This window comes from Synechococcus sp. MW101C3 (assembly GCF_002252635.1).
Taxonomy (GTDB): Bacteria; Cyanobacteriota; Cyanobacteriia; order PCC-6307; family Cyanobiaceae; genus MW101C3.
This window is the reverse complement of sequence record NZ_NQKX01000007.1, coordinates 96,274-122,131: the sequence shown is the minus strand read 5'-3', so window position 1 is coordinate 122,131 and position 25,858 is coordinate 96,274. Positions and strand designations below refer to the sequence as shown.

Genomic DNA, 25,858 nt, shown 5'->3' with positions numbered 1-25,858 from the left:
TCAGTTGCGGTCGGGCAAGGGCTCCCAGCGGCTGCCGCCCAGATGCAGATCCAGCACCTGAAAGCGCGAGGCCACCCCTTCCCGTTCCCAGGCCTGGGTCATCGCCCGGCCCACCGCTGCGGCCTGGTCGCGGTTGCTGAGCGCCAGCAGCGTCGGACCGGCACCGCTGATCACACACCCCCACGCCCCTGCGTTCAGCGCCGCCTCCCGCACCTGCCGGCCGCCCTGGATCAGGCCCCAGCGGTAGGGCTCATGCAGACGGTCGTGCATGCCATCGGCGATCAGATCGCCGCTGCCGGTGCGCAGACCCTGCAGCAGCAGGGTGAGCGAGCCGAGGTTCACCACCGCATCGGGGATCGGCACCACCCGCGGCATGGCCCGGCGCGCCTCGCTGGTGGAAAGCCGTATCGCCGGGATCGCCACCACGGCCTTCACCGCTTCATGCCATTCACAGCGCACAACGCGCCAGCGGTGCGACGCCGCCTTGGCCGTCATGCAGAGGCCGCCGAGCAGGGAGGGCACCACGTTGTCGGGGTGGCCTTCGATGTCGATCGCCAGCTCCAGCAGCTTCTCGCGGCTGAGCGGTTCTCCCACCAGCGCATTGGCGCCGATCAGGCCGGCCACGATTGCGGTGGCACTGCTGCCCAGGCCTCGCGCCGGCGGCACCGCCAACCGCACCCGCGCTTCGAGCGCCACCGGCTGTTCGCCCGCCTCTTTCCACACCCGCTGTGCCGAGCGGTACATGAGGTTGTCGGGGCCGCCGCGCAGGTGGGCGCCCTCGCTGCCTTCGATGATCAGCTCGAAGCGCTCACCATCCCCCTCGATGCAGGTGAGCTGGAAGTGGTTGTTGAGATCGAGGGCGGCGCCGAGACAATCGAACCCCGGCCCCAGGTTGGCGGTGGTGGCGGGGACATCCACCGCCACTCCCTGCCCGATGCGGGGCCTAACCATGCGTTCCTTCCCTTCCTGCTGACCGTGATGGGTTCAGTGTCCCATTCGCCGGTGCGCGCCGATACAGGCCCGCTGCTCCACGCCCGCCATTCCGGCCCTGCGCTCAGCCCATCAAGGTGCGGGCGCGGCAGGCGGCGCTGAACAGGCCAGCCCCCGGATCCACCAGCGCCCGCAGCGGAATCGTCTTCAGCACCGGCGAGAGCCGCCCCTTCGCCCCGAAGGCCTCCAGGAAGACGGGAGAACGCAGCTGGGGCAGCAGCTTGGCGGCCGTGCCGCCGCCCACCCACAGGCCGCCGCTGCAGAGCGTCTGCAGGGCCAGGTCGCCGGCGGCGCTGCCGTAGGCCCCAAGCCAGAGATCGAGCGCCGCTGCAGCGAGCGCCTCGCCGGCCAGGGCCGCCTGGGCCACCAGGGCCGGCAGATCCGGCCGCTCCGCCAGCCCCTGCCTCTCCGCCTGCCACCAGGCCTCGGCCGGGGCGTGCAACGGGTGGCTGCCGCCCGGATCGCGCTCCCGCAGCATCCAGCGCGCCACATGGCCGAGCCCGGTGCCGCTCACCACCCGCTCGATCGAGACACGCTCCAGTTCCAGCTCGTTGAGCAGCCATTGGCGCAGGCGCCATTCCTGCTCCTGGCGCGGCGCAAAGGCGGCATGGGCCGCTTCGCTGGCCAGGGCGATCGGGCCGTGCGGGCCGGGCACGCCGATCGCCACCCCCAGGCCGGTGCCGGCGCCGAGCACGGCCACCGGCCCCGTGGCAGCGGCGGCAGCCGGGTGGGCGTTGCCGCGCAGCGGTTGCTGCTGCTCGGGCGAAAGATGGGGCAGGCCATGGATCAGCACGGCGAAGTCGTTCACCAGCTCCACGGCCTCGAACGCGCAGGCCTTGGCCAGGGCGCCGGCATCGAGATGCCAGGCGAGGTTGGTGAGCTTCACCTGGCCGTTCTGCACCGGCCCCGCTACCGCGAAGCAGGCCTGGCGGGGCGGACCTGTCTCTGTGCCCTGGGCACCTTCGGCCAGGAAGTGACGCACCATGGCGCTGAAATCGCTCCAGGCGGCCGAGGCATAGCGGGCCGAGCGCAGCTGCACCAGCTGACCCTCCCGCACGGCATAGGTGGCGAGCAGGGTTTTGGTGCCGCCGATATCGCCGGCCAGCAGGATGGGCATGGGGAAGGTGCGCCGTGGTGGGATGCTGCCAGGCCCGGTGACGACGCGCCGCAGGGCCCAGGGCTCAGCCGACCGGCAACTCCAGACCCGCCGCACGCACGCTGTTGGCCTGGGCGGCTGCGGCCAGCAGCTCGGCCAGGGCCACCGCGCCAAGATCACCGTTGCGGCGGCTGCGCAGGTTGACGCTGCCCTGCTCGGCTTCCTGGGTGCCGATCACGCCCAGCAGCGGAATCTTCATCTGCTCGCCCTTACGGATCAGCTTGCCGAGCCGTTCTCCGCTGCGATCCAGCGTGGCTCTCACTCCAGCGGCGTTGAGCTGGGCGAGCACGGTGTGGGCATGGGGCAGCACCTCATCGGTGACCGGCAGCAGACGGATCTGCTCCGGTGCCAGCCAGAAGGGGAAATCACCGGCGTAGTTTTCCACCAGGATGCCGAAGAAGCGCTCCAGCGAGCCGAAGATGGCGCGGTGAATCATGATCGGCCGCGCCCGCTGGCCATCGGCGGCCACGTAGTGCAGATCGAAGCGTTCGGGCAGGTTGAAATCCAGCTGAATCGTGGAGCATTGCCATAACCGGCCGATCGCATCCTCGATCTTGATGTCGATCTTGGGGCCGTAGAACGCGCCGCCCCCTTCATCGATCTTGTAGGCCCAGCCCTTGCGATCGAGCGCCTCCACCAGGCCGGCGGTGGCCAGCTCCCACACAGCATCCTCCCCGATCGATTTCTCTGGCCGGGTGGAGAGATGAACCTCGTAGTTCTGGAAATCGAAGGTGGAGAGGATGGTTTCGGTGAGGTTGAGCACACCGAGGATTTCATCGCCGATCTGCTCGGGCAGACAGAAGATGTGGGCGTCGTCCTGGGTGAAGCCGCGCACGCGCATCAGACCGTGCATCACTCCTGGCCGCTCGTAGCGGTACACCGTGCCCAGCTCCGCCCAGCGGATCGGCAGTTCCTTGTAGGAGCGCAGGGTGTTGGCGTAGGTGAGCACGTGGAAGGGGCAGTTCATCGGCTTGAGCTGGAACTGCCGCTCATCCACATCCATCGGGCCGAACATGCTCTCCCGGTAGAAATCCAGGTGCCCGGAGGTTTTCCAGAGGCTCAGATCGGCCACATGGGGCGTGTAAAGCAGCTCATAGCCGGAGGCGAAGTGCGCCTGCCGCCAGAAATCCTCGATCAACAGCCGCATGCGGGCGCCGCGCGGATGCCAGAACACCAGGCCGGCACCGGCCTCGTCTTCGATGGAGAAGAGGTCGAGGTCGATGCCGAGCCGGCGGTGATCGCGGCGCAGAGCCTCCTGCTTGCGGCGCTGGTGCTCCGCCAGCTGCTCGGCTGTTTCCCAGGCGGTGCCATAGATGCGCTGCAGCTGGGCACGTTTCTCATCGCCGCGCCAGTAGGCGCCGGCCACGCTTTCCAGCTCGAAGGCCTTGGGATTCAACTCGCTGGTGTTGGCCACGTGGGGCCCGGCGCAGAGATCCCACCACTCCTCGCCGAGCGTGTAGAGGGTGATCGGCTCGATGAGGCCCGCGAGAATTTCCAGCTTGTAGGGCTCGTTCTGGGCCGAGATGCGCGCCTCCGCTTCAGCGCGGCTCACCTCGATGCGCTCCAGCGGCAAGCGGCGGCCGATGATCTTGCCCATCTCCTTCTTGATCGCCTTGAGATCGGCTTCGGTGAAGGGTTCGGGATGGTCGAAGTCGTAATAGAAGCCGGATTCGGTCCAGGGGCCGATCGTGACCTGCGCCCGGGGAAACAGCTTTTGGACCGCCATGGCCAGCACGTGGCTCATCGAGTGGCGAATTTTGAGCAGCTGGGGGCTTTCGCTCGTTTTGGGCAGCAGCACCGGGGTGGTGACCGTTTCCCCAGAGCGGCTGGCGGGCTCGGCGGCAGGGGAAGCGGTAGGCACGGCAACGGGCCAGAAGACCCTCAACTCTAAGCATCGGCTGTTGATCCTCCTATTGATAGGAACGCTGCCATCCCCTGGGTCCGGCGGTTGCCGCTGGCCGGCCGCTTCGGAGCCCCTGGCGCCAGGAGGCCTGTCTCAGGTGGGACGTTGAGAGAATGCTAAAAACCTGAGAAGTGTCTGTACTGCTGGACGAGTGACCGAATCTGCGGGCACTGCCAGGCAGGGCTGGATGCGGAGAACCCGATGCAGCGACAAGGTGGCTGGATCCAGGGACACAGCGGCGTCCAGGACCGTGGTCAGTGGCGTGGCCGCTGCCGCGCCGGCGAATGCATTGCTCTTTGGGGTGAGCTCGTGTAATCGCCTCTACTGGATCACTCGTTCTAGGCAGAAGGAACAGGTGCTTTCTCATTCTCTGGATCCCACCACCCTCTTGGGCCATGGCCTTGCTGTGCATCCCCACAGGTTCAATCTGTTGGTAAGGGATCGCGTCAATAATCTTCGGACTTTGCGTGATGGCACCGACGCGCTGGAGATCGCTGCCACCTCCATGCTTGACAGCGACAATCGGCTGCGCAGGGTAGGAGCCTATTCTTCGCTGGATTGGAGCATGGTGCCGGAGGGAACCATTACGTTTGACCGGAACGATCCACGCCATCCCGATCTGCAGCTGTTACAGACCTGGCAATCATCAACTTTCCCAGTATTCAGACAAGAACGTTCTCTACGGCGTATCCAGCAATTCTGACCAATGGTATTGGGTCAGCATCCAGCTTGCCAACAACACATGCGCTGCCACAGATGTGCCCTCATGGAGCACACAACTGGTTTTCTTCGATCGTTCTGATGTGACGCTGACGCGGGAGATCAGCCGAAGCGGCCCCATGCCCGTTCTGTTCCCCAGCCGCGGTTGAAAGCTGTAGCGGCGTTGGCTGGAGCCACAGAATCAAGCGCCGGACTGCGGCAGAGCATGCACGGCCTAAGGCCCCGCCTCGGTCTCCCATCCGAGCCACTCCGCCCGGAGCCGTGCGATCCCGCACGGATGTGGCCGCCGCCTTGGCTGATCCTGCGTTGCACCTGCAAGCGTGGGTCCGGCGCACCACAGTTTGCGCCAGTACGCCAGCCGCCGCTCTGCCGAAAGCGGGCTGTGTTCCTAGGCTGTCCACGAGCTGGAGCACACCGATTCCCGACTCTTCCTCACCGTTTTCGCAGCCTGCGGGAGCTGGCCCGCTGCTCAATCAAGTGCTCGATTCGTTGCTGGATGATTTTCAGCGTTGGTTCGAGCGGGGCCAAGATCTGCTGGCCTATTGCCCGGAAACGGTGCTGGGGCCCACGGAGCAGCGGGATTTTGATGCCATGCTTACGCGCTCGTTGCAGGAGTTGATGGCGGCACGAGCACTGCGCGGCGCCATGAGTGAAACCCTCGCCCTCGACATGCAGGCAATGGCCCCGTGGCACCGCCTTGTGATGAAGGTGTGGGGTTTGTCGGCAGCCTTGCGGGAGGCGGGGGTGACCCTGCCCCCGGACCGCCAGAAACCGGCCCTGTTCCCCCCGCCGCCCCCTGGAGACGGATGACACCACGCCAGGCCGGAGCCCAGCCAGAGCCCCGATAGCATCGGGGATCCGCTGTGAGCATCGCTGGTTTTGAGCATGGCGAGCCCCCTGATCGAGCGACGCCACGTGGCACTCGGCTATCTGTTCTGGGCATGCGGCTTCGTCGGCCTGTGCGGTCTGCATCGCTTTTACGCCCGCAAGCCGCTGAGCGGGGTGTTGTGGCTGCTCACCTTTGGCTTCTGCGGCATCGGCCAACTGATTGATGCGCTGCTGATCAGCTCGATGATCGAGCAGGCCAACCAACCGCTGGTGTTGCAGGAAGCCCTCGCCAAAGCCGACACCAACCGCCCGGAGCCGTTGGCGCGCCAGTTGCTCGTGTTGGCCCGCAGTTCCGGCAGTGTTGGCTTCACCCTCAATGACGCGATCCTCGCTGTAACACTGCCTGCCGGCACCGACCACGACGCCGTGCGCACCGAAATCGAAGAGCTGCTGCATGAGCATCTGCTCGATGTGGGCAATGATGAACGTGGTCGCGTGGTGTACCGGGAGCCTTGAGCGGCGTACCGCAGCCTGACTGCTCACGCGCGACCAAGGCGAAGAGGAGCGTGAAGCCATAGGTTGCCCCACTCAATCAGCACGATTTCCCGTTCGGCTTCGTTGTGTTAATCATGGCGAAAGGTTTATCAGTCGCATCGTGCCACTCACTGCTCAGCCAAGCAGTCACGCCAGGGGCTATGTCTGCATCGGCTTGGGGAAAAGCAACGTCAGTCTTCAAGGAACGCGGCATCGCCCTCCTGATCAGGCCGCCGGCAAGAAGCCCAGGGCTGCCTTCACACGCTCCAGCGTGGCAGTGGCCACGGCTGCCGCCCGCTCCTTGCCCTCGCGCAGCACTTCGCTCAGGTAGGCCTCGTCGCGGCGGATCTCGGCATAACGCTCCTGCAGCGGCTGCAGGGCGGCCACAGCGGCTTCTGCCAGCAATGGCTTGAACTGTCCCCAGCCCATCGCGGCGCATTCGGCGGCAGCGGTGTCCCGTGTCTTGCCGCTGAGCAGGGCGAAGAGCCCGAGCAGGTTGTCGGCTTCGGGGCGTTCGGGGTTGCCGAATTCCAGCCCCATCACCGGATCGGTCTTGGCGCGTTTGATCTTTCTGGTGATCAGCTCGGGCGGATCGAGCAGGTGCAGGCGTGAGCCCTCATTCGGTTCGCTCTTGCTCATCTTGCTGCGGCCGTCGATCAGGCTCATCACCCGCGCACCCTCCGCAAGGATCAACGGCTCGGGCACCTTCAGCAGCGGCTGGTCTTCCGGCGCGAAGCGGGCATTGATGCGCTGCTGGGCGATGTCGCGGGCGAGCTCCAGATGCTGCTTCTGGTCTTCGCCTACCGGCACCAGATCGGCGTCATAAAGAAGGATGTCGGCAGCCATCAGCACGGGGTAATCGAGCAGCCCCACCGACACGTTGTCGCCCTGCTTGCGTGCCTTCTCCTTGAACTGGATCATGCGCTCCAGCCAGTTCAGCGGCGTGACGCAGTTCAGCAGCCAGGTGAGCTCACTGTGCGCCGGAACCTGGCTCTGCACGAACACCGTGGAGCGCTGTGGATCAATGCCGCAGGCCAGGTAGAGGGCGGCGGTGCGGCGTGTGGCCTCCGCCAGCAGGGCGGGATCGTGCGGCACCGTGATCGCGTGCAGATCCACCACACAGAAAAATGTGTCGTGGCTGTCCTGCAGTTGCACCCAGTTGCGGATCGCCCCCAGCCAGTTGCCCAGGTGCAGCGATCCGGTGGGTTGCACGCCCGAGAGCACACGTGGCCGAAGCGTCACAGCTGCGTCTCGGCGTCGGTGGGCAGCGCCTCGGCGTCGCTGGTGTGTGGGCTGCTGGTGTCTGCAGCGTCGTCGGCCAGGGTGGGTTCCTCAACGGGGGCGCTGGCTTCGGCCACTGGCTCTGGTTCACGCACCGGCTCCGGCCGGCTCGGGCGGGCGAAGGGATCGGGCCGGCTGATCACGCGGCGCTCGCCGCGCCCCTCCGGACGTCCTTCTCCGGAGCCCTCGCGCCGGCCACGCCGGCCTTCGCCGCCTTCGCCATTGCGGCCCGATTCTGAGCGCCCGCCTTCGGGGCGGCTGCGTTCCGGCCGGTTGCCCGCCTGGGCGCGCATCTCGGCCACCAGTGCATCGAGCGCACCCTGCTCCAGCAGCTGGGCCACGGTGCGGATCGAAAAGCCCAGCGCCGCGATCGTGGAACGCAGCTGGAAGGCCTCCTGCACCACCTTGGCGGCCCGTTGCTCGTTCTCGCTCAGGCGGATGCGCAGGCCGCCACTCTCGCGGTGGCTGCCGGCTTCCCTGCCACCGCCCGGCGGGCGACCACCGCCCCGGCGTTGCACCTGTTGCCCAGCCTCAACGGGCACCACGTCGGTGGTCACCACGTCTGTGGTCACCGCTTCGGTGGTCACAGAGTCGGTGGGCATCGCGTCTGTGGGCACCGATGCGTTCTCCAGGTCGGCCATGGCCGCAAGCCTTCAATCAGGGGGCAAGTGTGCCGCATCAAGGGCTCCGGTCTCCACCAGCCAGTGGATGCGGTGCGGCTCCTGGCTGCCGCGCCGGCCCAGCACCACCAGCGGCAGCGGCCGCTCCTGGCCGGCCGCGAACAGCTCGCGGTAGGTACGCAGGAAGGCCAGGTAGGCGGCCAGCGTCCAGCCGTGATGAGGGCCCTCCAAGGCCTGCCAGTGGCGGTGCAGGGCGAGCTGGCAGGCCGCGGGTCCGAACTCCTCCCAGCAGCGGGCCTGGGCGGCGCCTTCGCTGAACCCCTGCTGGCGCAGTTCGCGGAAACGCACGAGTTCCGGCGCCTCCGCCGTGCTGTCGGGCGGCAACAGCCGGGCCAGGTGTTCCACCGGTGTGACCCGCAGCCGCAGCCAGCAGCGATCGAGCAGCAGCACCGGCACGCCGCCGTGCCAGCTGGCATGGCCCTGCTGCTCCAGCAGCAACTGGCGCACGCGCACCTGCTGGCGGGGCGTGAGCAGTGCGATCAGCTCACGGTTGCGATCAGCCATGGGCTCCGCGAAAGGTGATCTCCGAACGCGCATATTCGCGCGGTTCCAGGTGAATCGTGCAGCGCACTGGCCCGAAGCGTTCCTCCAGCCGTTCCTCCACCCGTTCGGTGATGCGGTGGGCGGTGGGCAGGTCGTCGGCGTCCACCACCATGTGCATGTCGATGAACACCTGCTGGCCGAGCACCCCGCGGCTGGCGATGTCGTGGCAGTTCAACACCCCCGGCACCGCCATGGCCACCGTGTGGATCGCCTCGGGGGCGATGGCGATGTGATCCACCAACCAGGGCAGGTTGGTGCGCACCACCTGCCAGCAGGAGCGCACCAGCAGCAGGGCCAGGGGCGCCGCCACCGCCACATCCAGCCAGTTGAGCCCAAACATCCTGGCGCCGGCGAGGCCGGCCAGCACCATCAAGGTGGTCCAGATGTCACTGGTGGTGTGGTGGGCATCCGCCAGCAGCAGGGCGCTCTTGAGCCGCAGCCCCTGCTGCCGTTCGTAGCGGGCCAGCAGGATATTGCCCAGCAGCGACACCACCAGCAGCACGAAGGCGCCGTTCTCCAGCCGCAGCGGTTCCAGCCCGCCCAGCACCCGTTGCGCCGCCGACTGCAGGATCTCGATGCAGGCGAACAGGATGAACACCGCGATCGCCAGGGCGCCGATGCCTTCGTATTTGTGGTGCCCGTAGGGGTGGTCGCGGTCGGGGAGTGGATCGGAAAGGCTGTTGGTGATCACCCCCAGCAGGCTGGAGAGGCCATCGGTGGCGCTGTGCATCGCATCGGCCAGCACCGCCAGCGAACCGCTCCACAGCCCCACGAACAGTTTCAGGAAGCTCATCGCCACGTTCACGCTCAAGGCGATCAGCAGCACCGTGTTCACCGCTTCGCGGTTGTCGGCCACGGCCGAGCGGGGCGCGTCTCCATGGGCGGCGCCTTCACGGGCCAGCCCCCCGTCGGCCACGTCCTTCGGGGCCTGGGCGCCCGTGTCGGGACGGATCCGCTCAGCCGTCATCGGAGAGGCCCCCGGGCCTGGCTCGGTTGCCCCCAACCTATTGAGCCCCTGGGCAGGGGAGAGGAGCTGAGCTAAAGATGCTGACGTTCGTTCGCAGCGGGCGTTGCTCTCCTTGCCTTCTTCCGCTCGCCCCCTGGAGGCCGCTTCCTGGCGCGGCCTGATTCCCTTCCTGCCGGTGGCGGCCCCTGCCGCGGCCGTGCTCGGCGGTTGGCTGCTGCTCGACAGCCTGCACACCCCCCTCTCGGGCGGCCTCCCCCTGCTTGCGGCAGCCGGTGCCTGGTGGTGGTGGCGGCGCCCACGCGGCCCGATCACGCCCCAGCTGCCCAGCTCCTGGAACGGCTGGATCGAACGCTGTGAGGGGCTGTTGCCCCAGTTCGAGCAGCTGGAGAGCGCCAGCACGACCGCCTCCGACACCTTCCAGGCGGCCCAGCAGCAGCGCCGCGACCAGCTCCAGCAGCTGCGTGGCCGCCAGCACCGCCAGGCCCTCGATCTGGGGCTGGTGGGCCTGCGTCCGCTGGAGCGTGCCCTGGAGGGCCCGCTGGTGCAGGGCGTGCGCGCGCCCCTGCCGATCACCCTGCACTGGGGCCATCCGCTGGCGTCCCACAGCCCCGATTGGAGCTGGCCGGCCCCCTTCCCCCGCTGCGACCTGCTGCTTCATGCGGTGCACCCGCCGCTGCAGGCCGCCGATCTGCGCTGGCTGGAGACGCTGCCTGCCGGCCAGCCCGTCTGGCTGCTGGTGGTGGGTGAGGAGCCGCAGCTGGTGGCCGATCTGCAGGCCCAGCTGCCGGCGCCTCTGCGGGAGCGGCTGCTGCCCTGGAGCGGCCAGCCCGAGGCCCTGCCTGCTGCCCTGACGCCCTTGGCCCAGGAGCTCCGCCAGCAGGGCCACGCGCTGCTGCACCGCACCGAGCAGCGCCAGCTCGAGCGGTTGCACGGCGAATGGCAGGGTTTACTGGAGCGCCTGCGGCGTGAGCGCTGCAAGGCTCTCGTGCAACGCACCCAGTGGCTGGTGGCCACCGGCGTGTTCGCCGCACCGCTGCCCAGCGTGGATCTGCTGGTGCTGGCCGTGGCCAACGGGCTGATGCTGCAGGAGATGGCCCGGCTGTGGGATTGCCCCTGGGGGATGGAGCAGCTGCGGGCGGCGGCCACCGAACTGGCCCGTGCTGCCCTGGCGCTGGGGGTGGTGGAGTGGACCGGCCAGGCCCTCGCCAGCGTGATGCGGCTGGAGGGCAGCGCCTGGCTGGTGGGCAGCAGCCTGCAGGCGCTCAGCGGTGCCTACCTCACCCGGGTGGTGGCCCGGGCGATGGCCGATGTGCTGGCCCTCAGCAGCGGCGTGGCGGAGGCGGATCTGCAGGCGATCCGTCTGCAGGCCCCCCTGCTGGTGGCACGGGCCGCCGAGAGCGAACGGCTCGACTGGCCGGCGTTCCTCCACCAGGGCCGTCAGTGGGTGCTGCGCCAGGCCACGGCCTAAGGATTTTGGCTAAGGGCTTAGGCCTGGGGATTGTTGCGTTTGATCTACTGAATGATGTAGTTGCGTGAAGTTCGGAACGCTTCTGTTGAACATCTGCGAAGAGATGGAGGCCGCGTGCCTCGCTTCGGCAGCTCTTCCTTAGCGTTTTTGTACGGTGCCTTTTGCTGCTCTCTCGCTGCGGATGCTGGCGGATTTTCCGTTGCTGCCTGAGGCGAGTGGAGGGTGAAGAAGCCGTTTCCTTCCGTCCTCTTACCTCCAATGGCCACGGCTGTTCGCAGCGGACGTCTCAGCTCCTGGGAGAGCTTCTGTCAGTGGGTCACCTCCACCGACAACCGGATTTACATCGGTTGGTTCGGTGTGCTGATGATCCCCTGCCTCCTGGCAGCCACGATCTGCTTCATCATCGCCTTCATCGCCGCTCCTCCCGTCGACATCGACGGCATCCGGGAGCCCGTTGCCGGTTCCTTCCTGTACGGCAACAACATCATCTCCGGCGCCGTTGTTCCTTCCAGCAACGCCATCGGCCTGCACTTCTATCCCATCTGGCAAGCCGTGAGCCTCGATGAGTGGCTCTACAACGGCGGCCCCTATCAGTTGGTGGTGTTCCACTTCCTGATCGGCATCTCCTGCTACATGGGCCGGCAGTGGGAACTCTCCTACCGCCTCGGCATGCGCCCCTGGATCTGCGTCGCCTACAGCGCGCCGCTCTCGGCCGCTTTCGCGGTGTTCCTGATCTACCCCTTCGGTCAGGGTTCCTTCTCTGACGGCATGCCCCTCGGCATCTCCGGCACCTTCAACTTCATGCTGGTGTTCCAAGCGGAGCACAACATCCTGATGCACCCCTTCCACATGCTGGGTGTGGCTGGTGTGTTCGGCGGCTCCCTGTTCTCGGCCATGCACGGTTCGCTCGTCACCAGCTCGCTGGTGCGTGAGACGACCGAAAGCGAGAGCCAGAACTACGGCTACAAGTTCGGCCAAGAAGAAGAGACCTACAACATCGTGGCTGCTCACGGCTACTTCGGTCGCCTGATCTTCCAGTACGCCTCCTTCAACAACAGCCGCAGCCTGCACTTCTTCCTGGCCGCCTGGCCGGTGGTGGGCATCTGGTTCACCGCCCTGGGCGTGAGCACGATGGCCTTCAACCTCAACGGGTTCAACTTCAACCAGTCGGTGCTGGATGCCCAGGGCCGGGTGATCAACACCTGGGCCGATGTGCTCAACCGCGGCAACCTCGGCTTTGAGGTGATGCACGAGCGCAATGCCCACAACTTCCCGCTCGACCTGGCCCTGCTGGAGTCGGTGCCGGTGGCGCTGCAGGCTCCGGCGATCGGCTGAGCCAGCCGCCGGGGGCCACCTCCCCTGGCACCTGCACCCCTGAAGGCCTCCGCTGCGGCGGGGGCCTTTTCTTCTGGCCCGGCAGCGCCTCCGCTGCCGCAGGCACGTGCCGCACCAGCAACGGTTACGTCAGCGCCGCTTGTGTTCTCTTAGACCATTTTCGTGTTTGACGTTGCGCCGTTGATGGCGGCCCGCTCGATTCTCAGGCGTCCTGCCCTGGCCCTTTGTGGCGTGCTGATGCTCACCAGTGGCGCCCTGCTGGGTTGCACGCCGTCGCCGCGTCCGGCCGAGCAGACACCGGCCCCCGGCACCTCCGCGGCTGGCACGCCAGGGGCCGCAGCGACGCAAGGGAAACCGCGCGTGCTCACCACGTTCACAATCCTGGCCGACATGGCCCGCCAGGTGGCCGGCGACCACCTGCAGGTGGAGTCGATCACCCGGCCGGGCGCCGAGATCCACGGCTACGAACCGACTCCCAGCGATCTGCGGCGGGCTGAGGGGGCCCAGCTGGTGCTGGTCAACGGCTTCGGCCTCGAGCGCTGGGCCGATCGGTTTCTCTCCGGCCTGCCGGACGTGCCGCGGGTGGTGCTCACCGACGGCATCGAGCCCTTGCCGATCGCCGGGGATGCCTACGCCGGCAAGCCCAATCCGCACGCCTGGATGTCGCCCTGGCTGGCGGAGGTTTATGTGGAGAACATGCGCAAGGCCTTCACCCAGCTCGCCCCCGCCCATGCGGCCGATTTCAAGCGCAACGCCGAGGCCTACCGCGCTGAGCTGCGCGCCCTCGACAGGGACCTGCGCCGCGATCTGGCCACCCTGCCGCCCCAGCACCGCCTGCTGGCCACCTGCGAAGGCGCCTTCTCCTACCTCGCCCGCGATTACGGCCTCACCGAGGCCTACCTCTGGCCTGTCAATGCTGAATCCCAGGTCACCCCGCAGCGCATGGCCCGCCTGATCGCCACGGTCCGAGAGCGCCAGGTGCCGGCGGTGTTCTGCGAAAGCACAGTGTCGGCAGAGGCGCAGAAGCAGGTGGCGGCGGAGAGCGGCAGCCGCTTTGCCGGTGTTTTCTTCGTGGATTCCCTGTCGCCTGAAGGTGGCCCGGCCTCCTCCCTGCTGGAGCTGCAGCGGCACAATGTATCCACACTGATCAACGGACTCAAGGGGCGCTGAGCCGATGCAACACCGCCCGCCCCGCCCGCCTCAGCACCGTCCGGCCCAGGAGCGCATCGTCGTCGACAACCTCTGCTACGCCTACAACGGCGTGGTGGCTCTGCATGACGTGTCGCTGCGGGCCTACGCCGGCAGCATCTGCGCCCTCGTGGGCATGAACGGCGCCGGCAAATCCACCCTGTTCAAGGCGCTGATGGGGTTCGTGAACCCTTCGCGCGGCACCATCGCCATCAACGGCGTGCCCCTGCGTGAAGCCCTGCGACAGCAGGCGGTGGCCTATGTGCCGCAGACCGAAAGCGTCGACTGGAACTTCCCGGTGAGCGTGGCGAACGTGGTGATGATGGGCCGCTACGGCACCATGAACCTGCTGCGCATTCCTCGTCGGAGCGACCACCAGGCCGTGCGTGAGAGCCTGGAGCGGGTGGAGCTCTGGCCGTTGCGCCACCGCCAGATCGGTCAGCTCTCGGGGGGCCAGCGCAAGCGGGCTTTCGTCGCCCGAGCCCTTGCCCAGGAGGCGTCAGTGATGCTGCTCGATGAACCCTTCGCCGGCGTGGACATCCGCACCGAGAAGCTGCTGATCCAGCTGTTCCAGCAGTTCCGCCAGGAAGGCCGCACGCTGCTGATCTCCACCCACGATCTGAGCCACGTCACCGGCTTCTGTGACGACGTGGTGCTGATCAATAAGACCGTGCTCGCTTACGGCGACACCTCTGAGGTGTTCACGCAGGAGAACGTGGCCCGCACCTTCGGCGGCGGACCGCTCGATTCGCTCACGATCACCCCGCCGGATCCGTCCGGTGAGGGCGACCTGTGATGGACGCGCTTCCCTGGCTCACCGAACCGTTGCAGCATGCCTTCATGCAGCGGGCCCTGCTGGTGAGCATGCTCGTGGCCTCCGTCTGCGGCCTGCTCTCCTGCTACATGACCCTCAAAGGCTGGGCGCTGATGGGTGATGCGGTGTCCCATGCGGTGATGCCCGGCGTGGTGATCGCCTATGCCCTCAACCTGCCCTTCGCCCTCGGCGCCTTCGTGTTCGGCGTGGGATCGGTGGCGGTGATCGGCTACATCAAGCAGATGACGCGCATCAAGGAGGACACCGTGATCGGGCTGGTGTTCACCGGATTCTTCGCCTTCGGCCTGATCCTGGTGTCGAAGGTGCGCAGCAGCATCGATCTCACCCACATCCTGTTCGGCAATGTGCTGGGCATCAGCCCCGCTGACATCCAGCAGACGCTCTGGATCTGCGGCCTGGTGCTGGCGGTGCTGCTGCTGCTGCGCCGTGACCTGATTCTGTTCTGCTTCGATCCCACCCACGCCCGTTCGATCGGCATCCACACCGGCGTGCTGCATTACCTGCTGCTGGCGGTGCTGTCATTGGCGGCGGTGGCCGGCCTGCAGACCGTGGGCATCATCCTGGTGGTGGCCATGCTGGTCACCCCGGGGGCCACGGCTCACCTGCTCACCGATCGCTTCGACAGGATGACCTGGATCGCCGTCGGCTCCGCCATGCTCTCCAGTGTGGTCGGCATCTACTGGAGCTACTGGCTGGATGCCTCCACCGGCGGCTGCATCGTGGTGGTCCAGACCTGCCTCTTCCTGGCCAGCTTCCTGTTCGCGCCCCGCCATGGGCTGATGGCGCAGCTGCGGCAGTGAGAGCCTCCAACGGCCTGCCCCCCACGCCGAGGCTGCGGCAGGGGTGGCCCTGGTGGCCGCTGCTGCCGCTCTATCCCTATGGCCGTCGCCGCACCCTGGTGCGCGAGCTTGTGCCTGGCCAGATCTGGAGTTTCGAGCAACTGCAGGGCGTGCTCTACGTGGCGGTGCCGATCCGCATGACCGTGGCACGCCTCACCGATGGGCTGCTGCTCTACGCGCCAGTGGCGCCCACCCAGGAGCTGCTGCACAGCCTGCGCGAGCTCGAAGCCCGCTATGGGCCGGTGCGCACGATCGTGCTGCCCACCAGCTCAGGGCTGGAGCACAAGCTGCCGGTGCCGGCGATGGCCCGGGCCTTTCCTGCCGCCACCGTGTGGGTGAGCCCGTGCCAGTGGAGCTTTCCGCTGCCGCTGCCCCTGCCCTGGCTCGGATTTCCCGCTGGCCGCACCCGGGTGCTGTTCGAGCAGGGCCTGCCCCACGCCGAGCAGCTGCAATGGGAGATGCTTGGCCCGCTGGACCTGGGCCTCGGCACCTTCGTGGAAGTGGCCTGCCTGCACCGGGCCAGCGGCAGCCTGCTCGTCACCGATGCGCTGGTGGCCATCTCCAGCGAACCGCCGGAGATCTTCAGCACCGATCCCACGCCCCTGCTGTTCCATGCCCGCGAGCAGGGCGCCGAGCCGCTCAGCGATGGCCAGGAGCAACGGCGGCGCGGCTGGATGCGGCTGGTGCTGTTCGCCTCCTACCTGCGGCCGTCCGCGCTGGAGGTGCGACCCTGGCCAGAGGTGATCGCCGGCAGCTTCCGGCCGGGGCTGCGCGCCGCAAAGGCCTACTTCGGCCTCTACCCCTTTCGCTGGCAGCCCGGTTGGGAGGCTGAATTCGAGGCGCTGCTGGGCGGTGATGCCCATCCTCTGCAGGTGGCGCCGGTGTTGGAGCGGCTGGTGTTTCCCAGGGCCCGCACCGCCCTGGTGGCTTGGCTGCGGCGGCTCGCCCAACTGCCAAGCATTCGCCAGGTAGTGCCTGCCCACTACGCGGCACCTGTGGCGTCCACCCAAGAGGATCTCCAGCGTCTCGCCGATGCCCTGGAGCAGCGCCCGTGGGCGCCCTCCAGCGGATCATGGGAATTCCTTGCCGGTATCGACAGCGCCCTTGTGCGTTGGGGCGTGGTGCCGGAGGTGCCGGCAGGGGAGCCTCAAGCCGCCGGAAAGGGCTGATCAGCCCGGATCTGGAGAGCCCAGCGGGGCTCTGGGCTCAGAGGCTCAGCTCGCCGGGGTCGGCATCGAGGGTGCCTTCGCCGAACAGGCTGCTCTCCAGCTCCATGCGCTGCTCCATCTGGCGCAGGAAGTAACCCGTCATCATCGCGGAGGCCAGCAGGCCAGCGAGATTGTCGCGACTGGCCTGGATCTTCACTTCAAACTGCTCGCCCGGCAGCATGCCCAGCAGGCCCTGAACGTTGTGGCGGATGATGTCCTGAATGTCGCCGCTGGCGGATCGGGCCACACGCTGCAAAACGTCCGGAGATTGCTCCTGCAGGTACTGGATCAGCGAGTTGCCGCTGATTGATTCGCTGTCGGTCGTCAGGAACTCCGGGTTGAACATCTCCGGTGTGCTCTGCGTCACGGCCTGCACCATAACGCAGCTCTCCGGGTCAACCCATGGCCGCAGAGGGGGAGAACCGTATGGGTCCGAGTTTGTTCCAGGGCCAGTAGCGGAACACGGCGGTGCCGATCACATGGTCGGCCGGCAGGGGGCCCCAGAGGTGCGAATCGAGGCTGGCATTGCGGTTGTCGCCCATGACCAGCAGGCAATCAGGCGGCACGGCGAGCGGCGCCAGTTCATAGGCGATCGGCTCGGCCCGCCACGGCTCCGGCACCGGCTGGCCGTTGCGGATCAGCTGGCCGTCATGGACGGCGATCCGATCCCCCGCCGCTCCCACCACCCGCTTGATCAGGGCGGCATCGGGGTCGTAGCCGGCCGCCAGCAAGGCGTCGGGAGGGTGGAACACCACGATCGTGCCCACCGGCAGGGGCCGGTGCAGGCGAGCCCGCAGTTTCTCCACCAGCACCCGGTCGTTGAGCTGAAGGGTGGGCAGCATGGAGCCGGAGGGGATCCAGCGGGGTTCGATCACCGCCCAGCGCAGCAGCAGCGCCACGCCCACCCACAGCAGCAGCAGGCCGACCTGGCGCAGCAGCCCGGCGCGGCCTCCGTCCGGAGAGCTGCCGCCGGTGGGAGTGACGCTCATGTCGGGGGGCTCCGGTCGTGGGCATGATCAGGCCATCCTGAACAGTCATGGGCCCCGGTGAGCGGCAACGACGGCCTCGGCAGCCATGCCCCAGCGGGCACCGACGCTCACGCGGCGGCGAATCTGGGCGCGGCCCATGCGCTGCTGCTCGCCTTCCGGCAGCTGGGGCTGGGGCGGCTCGTGCTCTGCCCCGGCAGCCGCTCGGCGCCGCTGGCGATAGCGGCCGGCCTGCTGGAGGCCGAAGACGAAGGCCTGCGGCTGTACACCGCGATCGATGAGCGCTCCGCTGCGTTCTTCGCGCTGGGGCTGAGCCGCGCCGATGGCCTGCCGGCGGCGGTGATCACCACGTCCGGCACGGCGGTGGCCAACCTGCTGCCGGCGGCGGTGGAAGCCGACCATGGCGCGATTCCGCTGCTGCTGCTCAGCGCCGACCGGCCCCAGCGGTTGAAGGGGCGCGGCGCCAACCAGACGGTGAACCAGGAGGACTTTCTGCGCTGCAGCTGCCGCTGGGCCGGTGCTGGCGCTGCCGAGGGACTGGCCGTGATGACGCCCGCCAGCCTGCAGGCGCTCGCGCAGCGGGCCTGGCAGGAGGCCATCGGCCACCCGGCCGGCCCTGTGCACCTCAACCTGGCCTTCGAGGAGCCGCTCCATCCCTCGGCCGCCGCCATCGCGTCGTTGATGGCCCGCACGCCCAGCGACAGGGTGGTGGGTGTTCAGCCGGAGCCGTCCGTGACCTCGGAAGGCTTGCCGCTGCTGGATCCCGATCAGCCCGGCGTGATCGTGGCCGGGCCCTGGCGCGGTGCCCCGGAGCAGTGGCCGGCCCACCTGCAGGCCCTGCAACGCTGGCAGCGGCGCAGCGGCTGGCCCCTGCTCGCTGATGGCCTTTCGGGCCTGCGGGGTCAGCCGCTGCTGGAGCTGGTGGCGGGCTACGACCTGCTGCTGGAGGAGCCCACGGAGCCGTTGCAGGTGTCCCAGTTGCTGCGGCTCGGGCCCCTGCCCGCCAGCCGCCGGCTGCAGCACTGGATCGGGCGCCAGTGCGGTTGCCAGCTGGTGATCAGCGAGGGCGACCCGCGCGATCTCGATCCGCTTGGCACTGCCAGCCATCGCTTCGGCCATGGGCTGGCGGCCTGGTGCCGGGCGCTGCCTGCGGCGCTCTGGGCGGGGGAGCCGCCCGCGGCCAACCGCGCCTGGCAACGGCGCTGGATGGAGCTGGAGCACACGGTGCAGGCCGGGCTCAGTCAGGCCCTGCCGGCCAAGGGTGCTGCCAATGAACCCGCCGTCGCCCGGGCCCTGAGCCAGCTGTTGCCGCCGCAGCTGCCGGTGATGCTGGCCAGCAGCAGCCCCGTGCGCGACTGGGAAAGCTTTGCTCCGCAGGCGGGCGCGCCCCGGCCGCTGTTCGGCTTCCGCGGAGCCTCCGGCATCGACGGCAGCCTCTCGCTGGCGGCCGGCCTGGCGGAAAGCGCCGGATCCCTGCTGCTCCTCTGCGGCGACCTCGCCCTCCTGCACGACAGCAACGGCTGGCTCTGGCGCCAGCAGCTGCGCGGGCGCCTCACCGTGGTGCTGATCGACAACGGCGGTGGCGGCATTTTTGAGCAGCTGCCAATTCGCACCTCCGGCGCCTCGCCCGTTCCGCCGGAGGTTGCCGCGCCCTTCGATTTTGAGCGCCTGTTCGCCATGCCGCAGAGCCTCGATCAGGCCGCCCTGGCGGCGTTGCATGGCGTGCCCGTGCGGCGCGTGGCTCAGCTGGAGGAGCTGGAGGAGGCACTGGCCTGGGCGCTGCCCCAGCCCCTGGCCCTGCTGGAGTTGCGCACCGATCGCCAGGCGGATGCCCGCCTGCGCCAGCAGCTGCGGGCCGCGCTGGCGCCTGGCTCCCCAGCATGAGCCGGCCCACGGCTCCGCAGAATGAGCCGAAGCCGCTGCCGTTGTCAGGCCTGATGCGCCCCGATTCCGCCGCACCTCCCTCCCAGCCCGCGCCGGCAGATCCCGTGCTGCCCGGCACAGCTCCGGTGCTCTGGACGCCGGCCGCCACCTACACCGACATCCGCTTCGATACCTGCGCGCAGGGGATGGCCCGCATTGCGATCAACCGGCCGGCCAAGCGCAATGCCTTCCGACCGCTCACGGTGCAGGAGCTGTGCGATGCCTTCTCGCGTGTGCGCGACGATCCCCGCATCGGCGTGGTGCTGTTCACCGGTGTCGGGCCGGCCGCCGACGGCGGCTACGCCTTCTGCTCCGGTGGCGACCAGAGCGTGCGCGGCGATGGCGGCTACCTCGATGCCAGCGGCCTGCCGCGGCTCAATGTGCTCGACCTGCAGCGGCTGATCCGTTCGCTGCCCAAGGTGGTGATCGCCCTGGTGGCGGGCTATGCGATCGGTGGCGGGCAGGTGCTTCACCTGCTCTGTGATCTCAGCCTGGCGGCGGAGAACGCGGTGTTCGGCCAGACGGGCCCACGGGTGGGCAGCTTCGATGGCGGCTTCGGCGCCGGCTACCTCGCCCGCGTGGTGGGGCAGCGCAAGGCACGCGAAATCTGGTTTCTCTGCCGCCGCTACGACGCCAGCCAGGCCCTGGCCATGGGGCTCGTCAATGCGGTGGTGCCGTTGGAGGAGCTGGAGGCGGAAGGAGTGCGCTGGGGCCTGGAGATCCTGCAGCACAGTCCCACAGCGATTCGCTGCCTCAAGGCAGCCTTCAATGCCGAAACCGACGGCATGGCCGGCATTCAGGAGCTGGCGGGCCAGGCCACCCATCTGTTTTATCGCACGGAAGAAGGGCAGGAAGGGCGCAACGCCTTTCTTGAAAAGCGCGAGCCGGATTTCAGCGAGGCGCCGTGGCTTCCCTGAAGCGCCGCGCCACCAGCCCGGGACGGGACCTCACCAGGAAAGGACATACTGCAAGTTGTGGGATAGACGGCCGAACGGCGGCGTCCCGGTCCCCCCTGCGTCCTGCTCTCCGCGATGACCGCCTACCCCGTACCGGACAACGAGGCTGAGCGCCAGGCGGCCCTCGACGAGCAACACATTCTGGATGCGGAGTCCGATGAGGACTTCAATCGCATCACACGGCTGGCCAGCCAGATGCTGGGCGTGCCGACGGCCCTGATTTCCCTGGTCGATCGCCAGCGGCAGTGGTTTCTCTCCCGGGTGGGTCTGGAGGCGAGTGAAACGCCCAGGGATGTGGCCTTCTGTGCCCACGCCATCTGCGGCAATGACGTCCTGGTCGTCAATGACGCCAGTGCGGACGAGCGTTTCAAGGACAATCCCCTGGTGACGGGGAACCCCAACATCCGCTTCTATGCCGGGGTGCCGTTGCGGACCCACTCCGGCTTCAACCTCGGCACCCTGTGCGTGATCAGCCCCCAGCCGAGGCAACTCGCCGGCAACGAACAACAACTGCTGCAGGACCTTGCTGGGATGGTGATCCAGCACATGGAATCGCGGCGCAACAGTTACCTCTGCCCCCTCACGGGCCTCAAGAACCGAAGACCCTTCTTCGATGCAGGTCTGAACGAGTTCCGGCGGCAAAGGGAGAAACAAGAACCGTTGACCCTGATGATCTTCGGTCTGGATGACTTCCATGACTTCTGCACACGATTCGGCCAACAACAGGGCGATCGGTTGCTTCAGGAGCTGGCCAGACAACTGCAATCGGACTTTGGGGAGAGCGCCCTCTACGGGCGTGTGAGTGATGACGAGTTCGCCGTGTTGCAGACAGTCTTGGTGGGGCAGGAGGCGGTAGCCCAGGCGGAGGACTTCCGTTCCGGCCTGGCTCTCCAGGGCTGGCTGGTGGGGGGAGTCCGCCATCCTCTTCCCGTCAGCCTGGGCACGGCTTGCGCCAGCAGCGACGACACCAGCTTCAAGGACCTGTTCCAACGGGCTGAAGCGGCCCTGAAGCAGGCCAGGCTGTCCGGAACAAGCCTGCCGGGCTGAACCGAGCCACACTCACTTGGCCAGTACAGCCGCGTGGGCCCGGGACAGGGCGGCTTGCAGGGACTCGACCCTGATGGGCTTACCAATGAAATCATTCATGCCGCTGGCCAGGGCCTCGTCACGGTCGCAGTCACGAATGTTGGCGGTGACCGCGACGATCCAGGGCCGCACCGGGTTGCCGGCCTGCTCACGAATCCTGCGGGTGGCCTCAAAGCCATCAATCTTGGGCATGCGCAGATCCATCAGGATGATGTCCGGATCCAGCTGGCGATACTGGCTCAGGGCCTCTTCCCCATCGCGCGCCACGCTGACGCCGTAGCCGAGACGCTGGAGCATCAATTCGCAGACACGGGCATTGACGACATTGTCTTCCGCCAGAAGAATCCGTAGCGGGTGGTCTTCGGCGAAGCTGGCTGTTGTCGGTACCTCTGGCGCTGCAGGTGATTCAGGGATCCCCACCGGCAGGATCACCGTGAAATGGCTGCCTTGACCCGGTTCGCTCTCCACCTCAATCGCGCCGTCCATGGCGACGACAAGGTGATGGCAGATGGCCAAGCCCAGCCCTGCGCCGCCATGGACGCGGGTGGTGGTGGAATCAGCCTGCGAAAAAGGCTGGAACAAGGACTCTCGGGCGGAGTCGGAGATTCCGGGCCCGGTGTCACGGACGCGCAAGACCAACGGAACCCTGCCATCGGGCTGGAAAGCCTGAGATGAAACGGTGATGGACACCTCTCCGCTCACCGTGTACTTGATTGCATTGCTGACCAGATTCACCACGATCTGACGCAGGTGGAGAGGATCTGACAGCACGACATCGGGTAGGCCGGGGTCGAGGGAGAGGGATAACACCAGTCCTTTGGTCTGCGCTTGTTCAGCGAACAAGGCCATCACCTCGGCGAACAGAGGCCGAAGCTGGCAGGGAGCGGAGTCGATCACCAGATGGCCGCTGTCGATCGCTGAGACGTCGAGCAGTTGGTTGAGCAACAGCAGCAGGGATTCCCCAGAGTTCCTGACCGTCTGCAGGCAGGATTGTTGGTGGGGGGTCAGGCTAGTGCTGAGCAGAATGTTGGTGAGGCCAATCACCCCATTCAGCGGCGTGCGCAGCTCATGGCCCATGGTGGCCAGGAAGGTGCTCTTGGCGAGGTTGGCCTGCTGTGATTCAGCTGCCGCTTGGCGGGCCAGATCAGCCGCTTCCAGGCTGGATTCCAGGGCCGAAGCCGTGGATCGCAGGTAACGGCAGTGCAGGAAGCCGGCAAAGGCCGAAAGCAGGGCACTGCCTGCCAGAGAGAGACCCAGACTCAGGCGCAGGGGAAACAGTTGCTGATTGAGCCTGGCCAGGGAGAGATCGATACCCACAATGGCCGTCTCCTTGCCGTCCTGGAATGGGGCATAGGCCGACAGGAAGGTGCCCCATTGATCGGTATAGGGATCGGAACTGACCCTGGGCTTGACAAGCCTGGCTGCGATCAGGGCCTCGGTCGGGGCGTCTGCATAGAGCTGACCAACGATGGGGGCGCTGAAATCGTCTCCCGGATTCTTGAAGAAGACCGTGCTGTCCAGACCAAATCGCAGGGGTTTTGATCGACCCCTCAGGGTGTAGGCGTAAAAGATCGCCGGCACCGATCTCCTGAGCTGGATCAAGGGCTTGGAGGCCTGGCGATAGAGCTGGCTGCCCATCTGATCAGGACGGCGGATCTGGCTGTGCAGATCCCCATTCATCTCCGCCGCCGTGACCATGGCCAGATCCAGCAGCCGCTGCTGGACAGACCTGAAGAGAGTCCGTTCAGCTACCCAGTAGGTAACAATCAGGGCAGAACTGGTAATGGAAAAGATTCCCAATGCCAGCAGGATGGAAGCCCGGGAGAGCCTGCACCTTTCTCCCGAGGGAACATCAATTGTGCCAATGCGGCCCCTCATCGCATCAATCAGTATCATTCGGACGTAGCCGACTCTGTGGCTCGGCGCCAATCGCGATACCTGCCCAAGGCCACCCGAAGATCCGCCAATCGAAGTGGTTTGGAGAGAAAGTCGTTCATCCCAGCCGCTGCACACTCCTGCCGGTGGGAGTCGAATGAATAGGCTGTCAGTGCAATGATATAGAGATCCGAGTAACCTTCGCTGCGCAGTTGGCGTGAGGCGGCCATGCCATCCAGACCTGGCATGGCCACATCCATGAAGATGAGATCCACGTTCCCCTTCCTGACGGATTGAATGGCCGCATTGCCGTCTCCCACCGCATCTGCGCTTAGATGTAATCTGGCCAGCATCAACTCAAGCACCCTGCGGTTGACGCGGTTATCATCAGCAACGAGAATTCTGATTCCAGGCTCTAAGCTTTCTTCGGGATTGTCCCTGACAATCTCACCCTGCTCCTGCGAAGCCAGCGTGAACGGCAGACTGACCGTAAAGCAACTGCCGGATCCGAGACTCGAATCAACGGAAATGTCGCCCCCCATCAATTGGCACAATCTCGAACAGATGGCGAGGCCGAGGCCGGCACTTTGCTGCGTCTGGGCAGGATTGGAATGGCCAATGAACTCCTCAAAGATAAGCGGTAGAGCCTCCCTGGAGATGCCAATACCCGTGTCGGAAACATGGAACATTAAGGATCTCAGGTTAGCCGTGGCCGCCAAGGTATCAACGCTGAGACGAATCTCCCCCTGATTGGTGTACTTGCAAGCATTCCCCAGCAGGTTGAACAGAATCTGGCGCAGCTTGAGATCATCACCAAAGAGCCATCTCGGCGTATCCGATGGCATGCTGAGGTGCAAGCCGAGGTGTCTTACAGAGGCTTGATACTGAAAAAGATGAATGATGTCATTGAGTAAACTATGAAGGTCGAAGGTTCTGGAGTTGAGTGCAAGTCGCCCGGTTTCAATCTGCGAGATGTCCAGAATGTCGTTGATCAGGCTTAGCAGATACTCGCCGTTTTGGTGAATCGTTTCGAGCATCTCCCGTTGCTGCCCCTCCATTGGGCTGCTGAGCAGCACATCCGTCATCCCGATCACAGCGTTCAATGGGGTGCGGATTTCATGGCTCATGTTGGCCAGAAACCGGGTTTTGGATTGGCTGGCTGCCAGGGCCTCATCGCGCGCCAGCTGCAACGCGCGGGTGCGCTCGACCACCTGCACCTCCAGCTGGTCACGGGCATCGATCAACTTGTCCTGGGCCTGAACAATCGCGCTTTTGTCCCTGAAGGTGAACACCAAAGACGGCTTACCAGGGAGATCGACAGTCGCCCAGGACACCTCAATCACCTGGCGGAGAGGTGCACCCAGCAGTTCCCAGGTGCTGGATCCTTCTGATCCCGAGCTCCAGAACGGCAGGCCTGATTGGCTGTCGCTGAGCTCGTGGAGATAGGGCCTCGGGAGGATCTGGCTCACGCATTGGCCAAGGCTCTGCAAGCGGGACAAACCCACGAACCGATCAAACGATGCATTCGTCCATTCCACGATTCCGTTGAGATCGGTGAAGGCAAGGGCCTCGTCAACGGCTCCCAGGGCCGCCTCCAGCCTCCCGAGAGTGCTGCGAAGCTGGCCGACAAGGGTCTGGTCCGGCATGCACGCCTCAGGTCAACGGACGCAGGGTTGCCGCGAACACCAAGCTATCGCCACGGCGTTCGGCCACAATGAAATGCTCCGAGTTGATGGCCTGGTTGTCTTTGCAGATGGTCATCAATTGCAGGGGATGGTTGAGAATCTGCGATTCACCAACGATCTGGAAACGGGAGAAGCCGAGATGGTGGGCGTCTTGATAAGCAGCCGGCAGGATCATGGAAAGAGAATGGCCCTTGAGATCGTCCAATGTCCATCCATAGGTCGCCTCAAATAGATCGTTGATCTCTACAATCAAACCTTCCTGGTCGGCAGCGACAAAGGGAAGAGATTGGCGTCGTAACTCTTCGATCGTGACCATGAACCTCGCGGCTGAAGCGGCCTACCTGGTTACGAACTGTAGCGCTGTGCTCCATTGGCTCCCTCCTACCCCCTTTGTCGAATGGTGGCTTGTGGTCAGACCCACACCCGCTCGCCACCAGCGGGCGGGCGGGTCTCAACACCCCAGGCCCAGACGAATGGGCTTTCGGCGATGAGTGGTAAACTCTTAGCAATTTGCGTTTCAATGTGTGGATAATCTGTACATCCTGAAACCCATGGGCCTGCTCGACGCCCAGAGTGGCGCTGAGTTGCGGCAGTCTGTCGGTTCAGTTCTTGCAGAGCAACCCAGGGACATCCTGATTGATTGCCAGGGCGTCGACTTTATGGACAGCAGCGGATTCGGCGCTCTGGTTTCCGTGCTCAAACGGGTCAAGGAGCAAGGTCAGCAACTGTTTCTTTGCGGTCTGTGCAGCCAGGTCCGCATCGTGCTGGACCTCACCGGCACCGAAAAAGTGTTCACCACGTTTCCGAACAGTGAGGCATGCTTCGCCGCATTGGCTGCCGATCAATCGGGCGGCTCAACCGACACCTGAACA

24 protein-coding genes and 1 pseudogene are annotated in these 25,858 nt (G+C 66.2%); 13 read left to right on the top strand and 12 right to left on the bottom strand.

The genetic code is table 11. The features are described 5' to 3' along the window. From thrB to thrS, 3 genes are all read right to left on the bottom strand, one after another. Positions 1-951, bottom strand: a complete 951-nt coding sequence (gene thrB / locus CJZ80_RS10255) for a homoserine kinase (RefSeq protein ID WP_094512909.1) — start codon at positions 949-951, stop codon at positions 1-3. A 103-nt stretch (positions 952-1,054) separates the two neighbouring features. Then, positions 1,055-2,107 (bottom strand): glucokinase, encoded by a 1,053-nt coding sequence (locus CJZ80_RS10250; protein ID WP_094512908.1) that lies wholly within the window; start codon positions 2,105-2,107, stop codon positions 1,055-1,057. A gap of 64 nt (positions 2,108-2,171) precedes the next feature. Continuing rightward, positions 2,172-4,007: a threonine--tRNA ligase gene (gene thrS, locus CJZ80_RS10245; protein ID WP_094513032.1), complete on the bottom strand. Its 1,836-nt coding sequence runs from the start codon at positions 4,005-4,007 to the stop codon at positions 2,172-2,174. A gap of 304 nt (positions 4,008-4,311) precedes the next feature. Between thrS and CJZ80_RS15125 the strand changes: the two genes are divergently transcribed. The 3 genes from CJZ80_RS15125 to CJZ80_RS10235 all read left to right on the top strand — a co-directional run bounded on the left by CJZ80_RS15125 (position 4,312) and on the right by CJZ80_RS10235 (position 6,113). Then, positions 4,312-4,752 (top strand): hypothetical protein, encoded by a 441-nt coding sequence (locus CJZ80_RS15125; RefSeq protein ID WP_144037010.1) that lies wholly within the window; start codon positions 4,312-4,314, stop codon positions 4,750-4,752. A gap of 494 nt (positions 4,753-5,246) precedes the next feature. Continuing rightward, complete coding sequence (locus CJZ80_RS10240; RefSeq protein WP_233132991.1) at positions 5,247-5,579, top strand: DUF2605 family protein; 333 nt, start codon at positions 5,247-5,249, stop codon at positions 5,577-5,579. A gap of 75 nt (positions 5,580-5,654) precedes the next feature. After that, the gene (locus CJZ80_RS10235) at positions 5,655-6,113 is read left to right on the top strand and encodes a TM2 domain-containing protein (RefSeq protein ID WP_094512907.1); all 459 of its coding nucleotides are present in this window, start codon (positions 5,655-5,657) and stop codon (positions 6,111-6,113) included. A 243-nt stretch (positions 6,114-6,356) separates the two neighbouring features. Here CJZ80_RS10235 and trpS read toward each other — a convergent pair whose 3' ends face one another. From trpS to CJZ80_RS10215, 4 genes are read right to left on the bottom strand one after another with little or no spacing between them, the layout of a single operon-like run. Further along, entirely contained in the window at positions 6,357-7,373 is a 1,017-nt protein-coding gene (gene trpS, locus CJZ80_RS10230; protein ID WP_094512906.1) for a tryptophan--tRNA ligase, read from the bottom strand. Then, entirely contained in the window at positions 7,370-8,053 is a 684-nt protein-coding gene (locus tag CJZ80_RS10225) for a hypothetical protein (protein WP_233132988.1), read from the bottom strand. The genes trpS and CJZ80_RS10225 overlap by 4 nt, the downstream gene beginning before the upstream one ends. 12 nt (positions 8,054-8,065) lie before the next feature. Beyond that, positions 8,066-8,596 carry a hypothetical protein gene (locus tag CJZ80_RS10220; protein WP_094512905.1) on the bottom strand — a complete coding sequence of 177 codons (531 nt, stop codon included), beginning with the start codon at positions 8,594-8,596 and terminating at the stop codon, positions 8,066-8,068. Further along, entirely contained in the window at positions 8,589-9,602 is a 1,014-nt protein-coding gene (locus CJZ80_RS10215; protein ID WP_094512904.1) for a cation diffusion facilitator family transporter, read from the bottom strand. The genes CJZ80_RS10220 and CJZ80_RS10215 overlap by 8 nt, the downstream gene beginning before the upstream one ends. 112 nt (positions 9,603-9,714) lie before the next feature. Here CJZ80_RS10215 and CJZ80_RS10210 point away from each other — a divergent pair, with 112 nt between their 5' ends. From CJZ80_RS10210 to CJZ80_RS10185, 6 genes are all read left to right on the top strand, one after another. Beyond that, on the top strand, positions 9,715-11,070 hold the full coding sequence (locus CJZ80_RS10210; protein ID WP_233132986.1) for a YcjF family protein: 1,356 nt from the start codon (positions 9,715-9,717) through the stop codon (positions 11,068-11,070). A 258-nt stretch (positions 11,071-11,328) separates the two neighbouring features. Continuing rightward, the gene (gene psbA / locus CJZ80_RS10205; RefSeq protein WP_094512903.1) at positions 11,329-12,405 is read left to right on the top strand and encodes a photosystem II q(b) protein; all 1,077 of its coding nucleotides are present in this window, start codon (positions 11,329-11,331) and stop codon (positions 12,403-12,405) included. Between the two features lie 183 nt (positions 12,406-12,588). After that, on the top strand, positions 12,589-13,575 hold the full coding sequence (locus CJZ80_RS10200; RefSeq protein ID WP_369803039.1) for a metal ABC transporter substrate-binding protein: 987 nt from the start codon (positions 12,589-12,591) through the stop codon (positions 13,573-13,575). A gap of 4 nt (positions 13,576-13,579) precedes the next feature. Then, positions 13,580-14,389 (top strand): metal ABC transporter ATP-binding protein, encoded by an 810-nt coding sequence (locus CJZ80_RS10195; RefSeq protein WP_094512902.1) that lies wholly within the window; start codon positions 13,580-13,582, stop codon positions 14,387-14,389. Continuing rightward, complete coding sequence (locus CJZ80_RS10190; RefSeq protein WP_094512901.1) at positions 14,389-15,228, top strand: metal ABC transporter permease; 840 nt, start codon at positions 14,389-14,391, stop codon at positions 15,226-15,228. Before CJZ80_RS10195 ends, CJZ80_RS10190 begins: the two co-directional genes overlap by 1 nt. After that, positions 15,225-16,436 carry a DUF4336 domain-containing protein gene (locus CJZ80_RS10185; protein ID WP_233132984.1) on the top strand — a complete coding sequence of 404 codons (1,212 nt, stop codon included), beginning with the start codon at positions 15,225-15,227 and terminating at the stop codon, positions 16,434-16,436. Before CJZ80_RS10190 ends, CJZ80_RS10185 begins: the two co-directional genes overlap by 4 nt. Before the next feature lie 37 nt (positions 16,437-16,473). On the opposite strand, the gene CJZ80_RS10180 is transcribed toward CJZ80_RS10185, so the two are convergent. Both CJZ80_RS10180 and lepB read right to left on the bottom strand, forming a co-directional pair. Continuing rightward, complete coding sequence (locus tag CJZ80_RS10180; protein WP_094513026.1) at positions 16,474-16,821, bottom strand: DUF760 domain-containing protein; 348 nt, start codon at positions 16,819-16,821, stop codon at positions 16,474-16,476. A 49-nt stretch (positions 16,822-16,870) separates the two neighbouring features. Further along, positions 16,871-17,464 carry a signal peptidase I gene (gene lepB / locus CJZ80_RS10175; RefSeq protein ID WP_094512900.1) on the bottom strand — a complete coding sequence of 198 codons (594 nt, stop codon included), beginning with the start codon at positions 17,462-17,464 and terminating at the stop codon, positions 16,871-16,873. A gap of 57 nt (positions 17,465-17,521) precedes the next feature. Here lepB and menD point away from each other — a divergent pair, with 57 nt between their 5' ends. The 3 genes from menD to CJZ80_RS10160 all read left to right on the top strand — a co-directional run bounded on the left by menD (position 17,522) and on the right by CJZ80_RS10160 (position 21,387). After that, the gene (gene menD / locus CJZ80_RS10170; RefSeq protein WP_233132983.1) at positions 17,522-19,345 is read left to right on the top strand and encodes a 2-succinyl-5-enolpyruvyl-6-hydroxy-3-cyclohexene-1-carboxylic-acid synthase; all 1,824 of its coding nucleotides are present in this window, start codon (positions 17,522-17,524) and stop codon (positions 19,343-19,345) included. A gap of 53 nt (positions 19,346-19,398) precedes the next feature. Continuing rightward, positions 19,399-20,301, top strand: coding sequence for a 1,4-dihydroxy-2-naphthoyl-CoA synthase (gene menB, locus CJZ80_RS10165; protein ID WP_094513024.1), 903 nt, complete (start codon positions 19,399-19,401; stop codon positions 20,299-20,301). A 114-nt stretch (positions 20,302-20,415) separates the two neighbouring features. Beyond that, entirely contained in the window at positions 20,416-21,387 is a 972-nt protein-coding gene (locus CJZ80_RS10160; RefSeq protein WP_094512899.1) for a sensor domain-containing diguanylate cyclase, read from the top strand. A 12-nt stretch (positions 21,388-21,399) separates the two neighbouring features. On the opposite strand, the gene CJZ80_RS10155 is transcribed toward CJZ80_RS10160, so the two are convergent. The 3 genes from CJZ80_RS10155 to CJZ80_RS10145 form a co-directional block, all read right to left on the bottom strand. Then, positions 21,400-23,124 carry an ATP-binding protein gene (locus CJZ80_RS10155; RefSeq protein ID WP_158217470.1) on the bottom strand — a complete coding sequence of 575 codons (1,725 nt, stop codon included), beginning with the start codon at positions 23,122-23,124 and terminating at the stop codon, positions 21,400-21,402. Between the two features lie 194 nt (positions 23,125-23,318). Continuing rightward, the gene (locus CJZ80_RS10150) at positions 23,319-24,947 is read right to left on the bottom strand and encodes an ATP-binding protein (RefSeq protein ID WP_094512897.1); all 1,629 of its coding nucleotides are present in this window, start codon (positions 24,945-24,947) and stop codon (positions 23,319-23,321) included. A gap of 7 nt (positions 24,948-24,954) precedes the next feature. Next, complete coding sequence (locus CJZ80_RS10145; protein ID WP_094512896.1) at positions 24,955-25,302, bottom strand: PAS domain S-box protein; 348 nt, start codon at positions 25,300-25,302, stop codon at positions 24,955-24,957. A gap of 205 nt (positions 25,303-25,507) precedes the next feature. On the opposite strand from CJZ80_RS10145, the pseudogene CJZ80_RS10140 reads away from it, so the two are divergent. Beyond that, a pseudogene (locus CJZ80_RS10140) lies at positions 25,508-25,855 on the top strand (STAS domain-containing protein); the annotation flags it as partial. Positions 25,856-25,858: the final 3 nt, after the last annotated feature.

Coding starts and splice junctions, on each gene's coding strand:
- thrB (WP_094512909.1), bottom strand. CDS start 951: ATGGTTAGGCCCCGCATCGGGCAGGGAGTGGCGGTGGATGTCCCCGCC.
- CJZ80_RS10250 (WP_094512908.1), bottom strand. CDS start 2,107: ATGCCCATCCTGCTGGCCGGCGATATCGGCGGCACCAAAACCCTGCTC.
- CJZ80_RS10235 (WP_094512907.1), top strand. CDS start 5,655: ATGGCGAGCCCCCTGATCGAGCGACGCCACGTGGCACTCGGCTATCTG.
- CJZ80_RS10225 (WP_233132988.1), bottom strand. CDS start 8,053: ATGGCCGACCTGGAGAACGCATCGGTGCCCACAGACGCGATGCCCACC.
- CJZ80_RS10220 (WP_094512905.1), bottom strand. CDS start 8,596: ATGGCTGATCGCAACCGTGAGCTGATCGCACTGCTCACGCCCCGCCAG.
- CJZ80_RS10215 (WP_094512904.1), bottom strand. CDS start 9,602: ATGACGGCTGAGCGGATCCGTCCCGACACGGGCGCCCAGGCCCCGAAG.
- psbA (WP_094512903.1), top strand. CDS start 11,329: ATGGCCACGGCTGTTCGCAGCGGACGTCTCAGCTCCTGGGAGAGCTTC.
- CJZ80_RS10200 (WP_369803039.1), top strand. CDS start 12,589: ATGGCGGCCCGCTCGATTCTCAGGCGTCCTGCCCTGGCCCTTTGTGGC.
- CJZ80_RS10195 (WP_094512902.1), top strand. CDS start 13,580: ATGCAACACCGCCCGCCCCGCCCGCCTCAGCACCGTCCGGCCCAGGAG.
- CJZ80_RS10190 (WP_094512901.1), top strand. CDS start 14,389: ATGGACGCGCTTCCCTGGCTCACCGAACCGTTGCAGCATGCCTTCATG.
- CJZ80_RS10180 (WP_094513026.1), bottom strand. CDS start 16,821: ATGTTCAACCCGGAGTTCCTGACGACCGACAGCGAATCAATCAGCGGC.
- lepB (WP_094512900.1), bottom strand. CDS start 17,464: ATGAGCGTCACTCCCACCGGCGGCAGCTCTCCGGACGGAGGCCGCGCC.
- menB (WP_094513024.1), top strand. CDS start 19,399: ATGCGCCCCGATTCCGCCGCACCTCCCTCCCAGCCCGCGCCGGCAGAT.
- CJZ80_RS10160 (WP_094512899.1), top strand. CDS start 20,416: ATGACCGCCTACCCCGTACCGGACAACGAGGCTGAGCGCCAGGCGGCC.
- CJZ80_RS10155 (WP_158217470.1), bottom strand. CDS start 23,124: ATGGTCACGGCGGCGGAGATGAATGGGGATCTGCACAGCCAGATCCGC.
- CJZ80_RS10150 (WP_094512897.1), bottom strand. CDS start 24,947: ATGCCGGACCAGACCCTTGTCGGCCAGCTTCGCAGCACTCTCGGGAGG.
- CJZ80_RS10145 (WP_094512896.1), bottom strand. CDS start 25,302: ATGGTCACGATCGAAGAGTTACGACGCCAATCTCTTCCCTTTGTCGCT.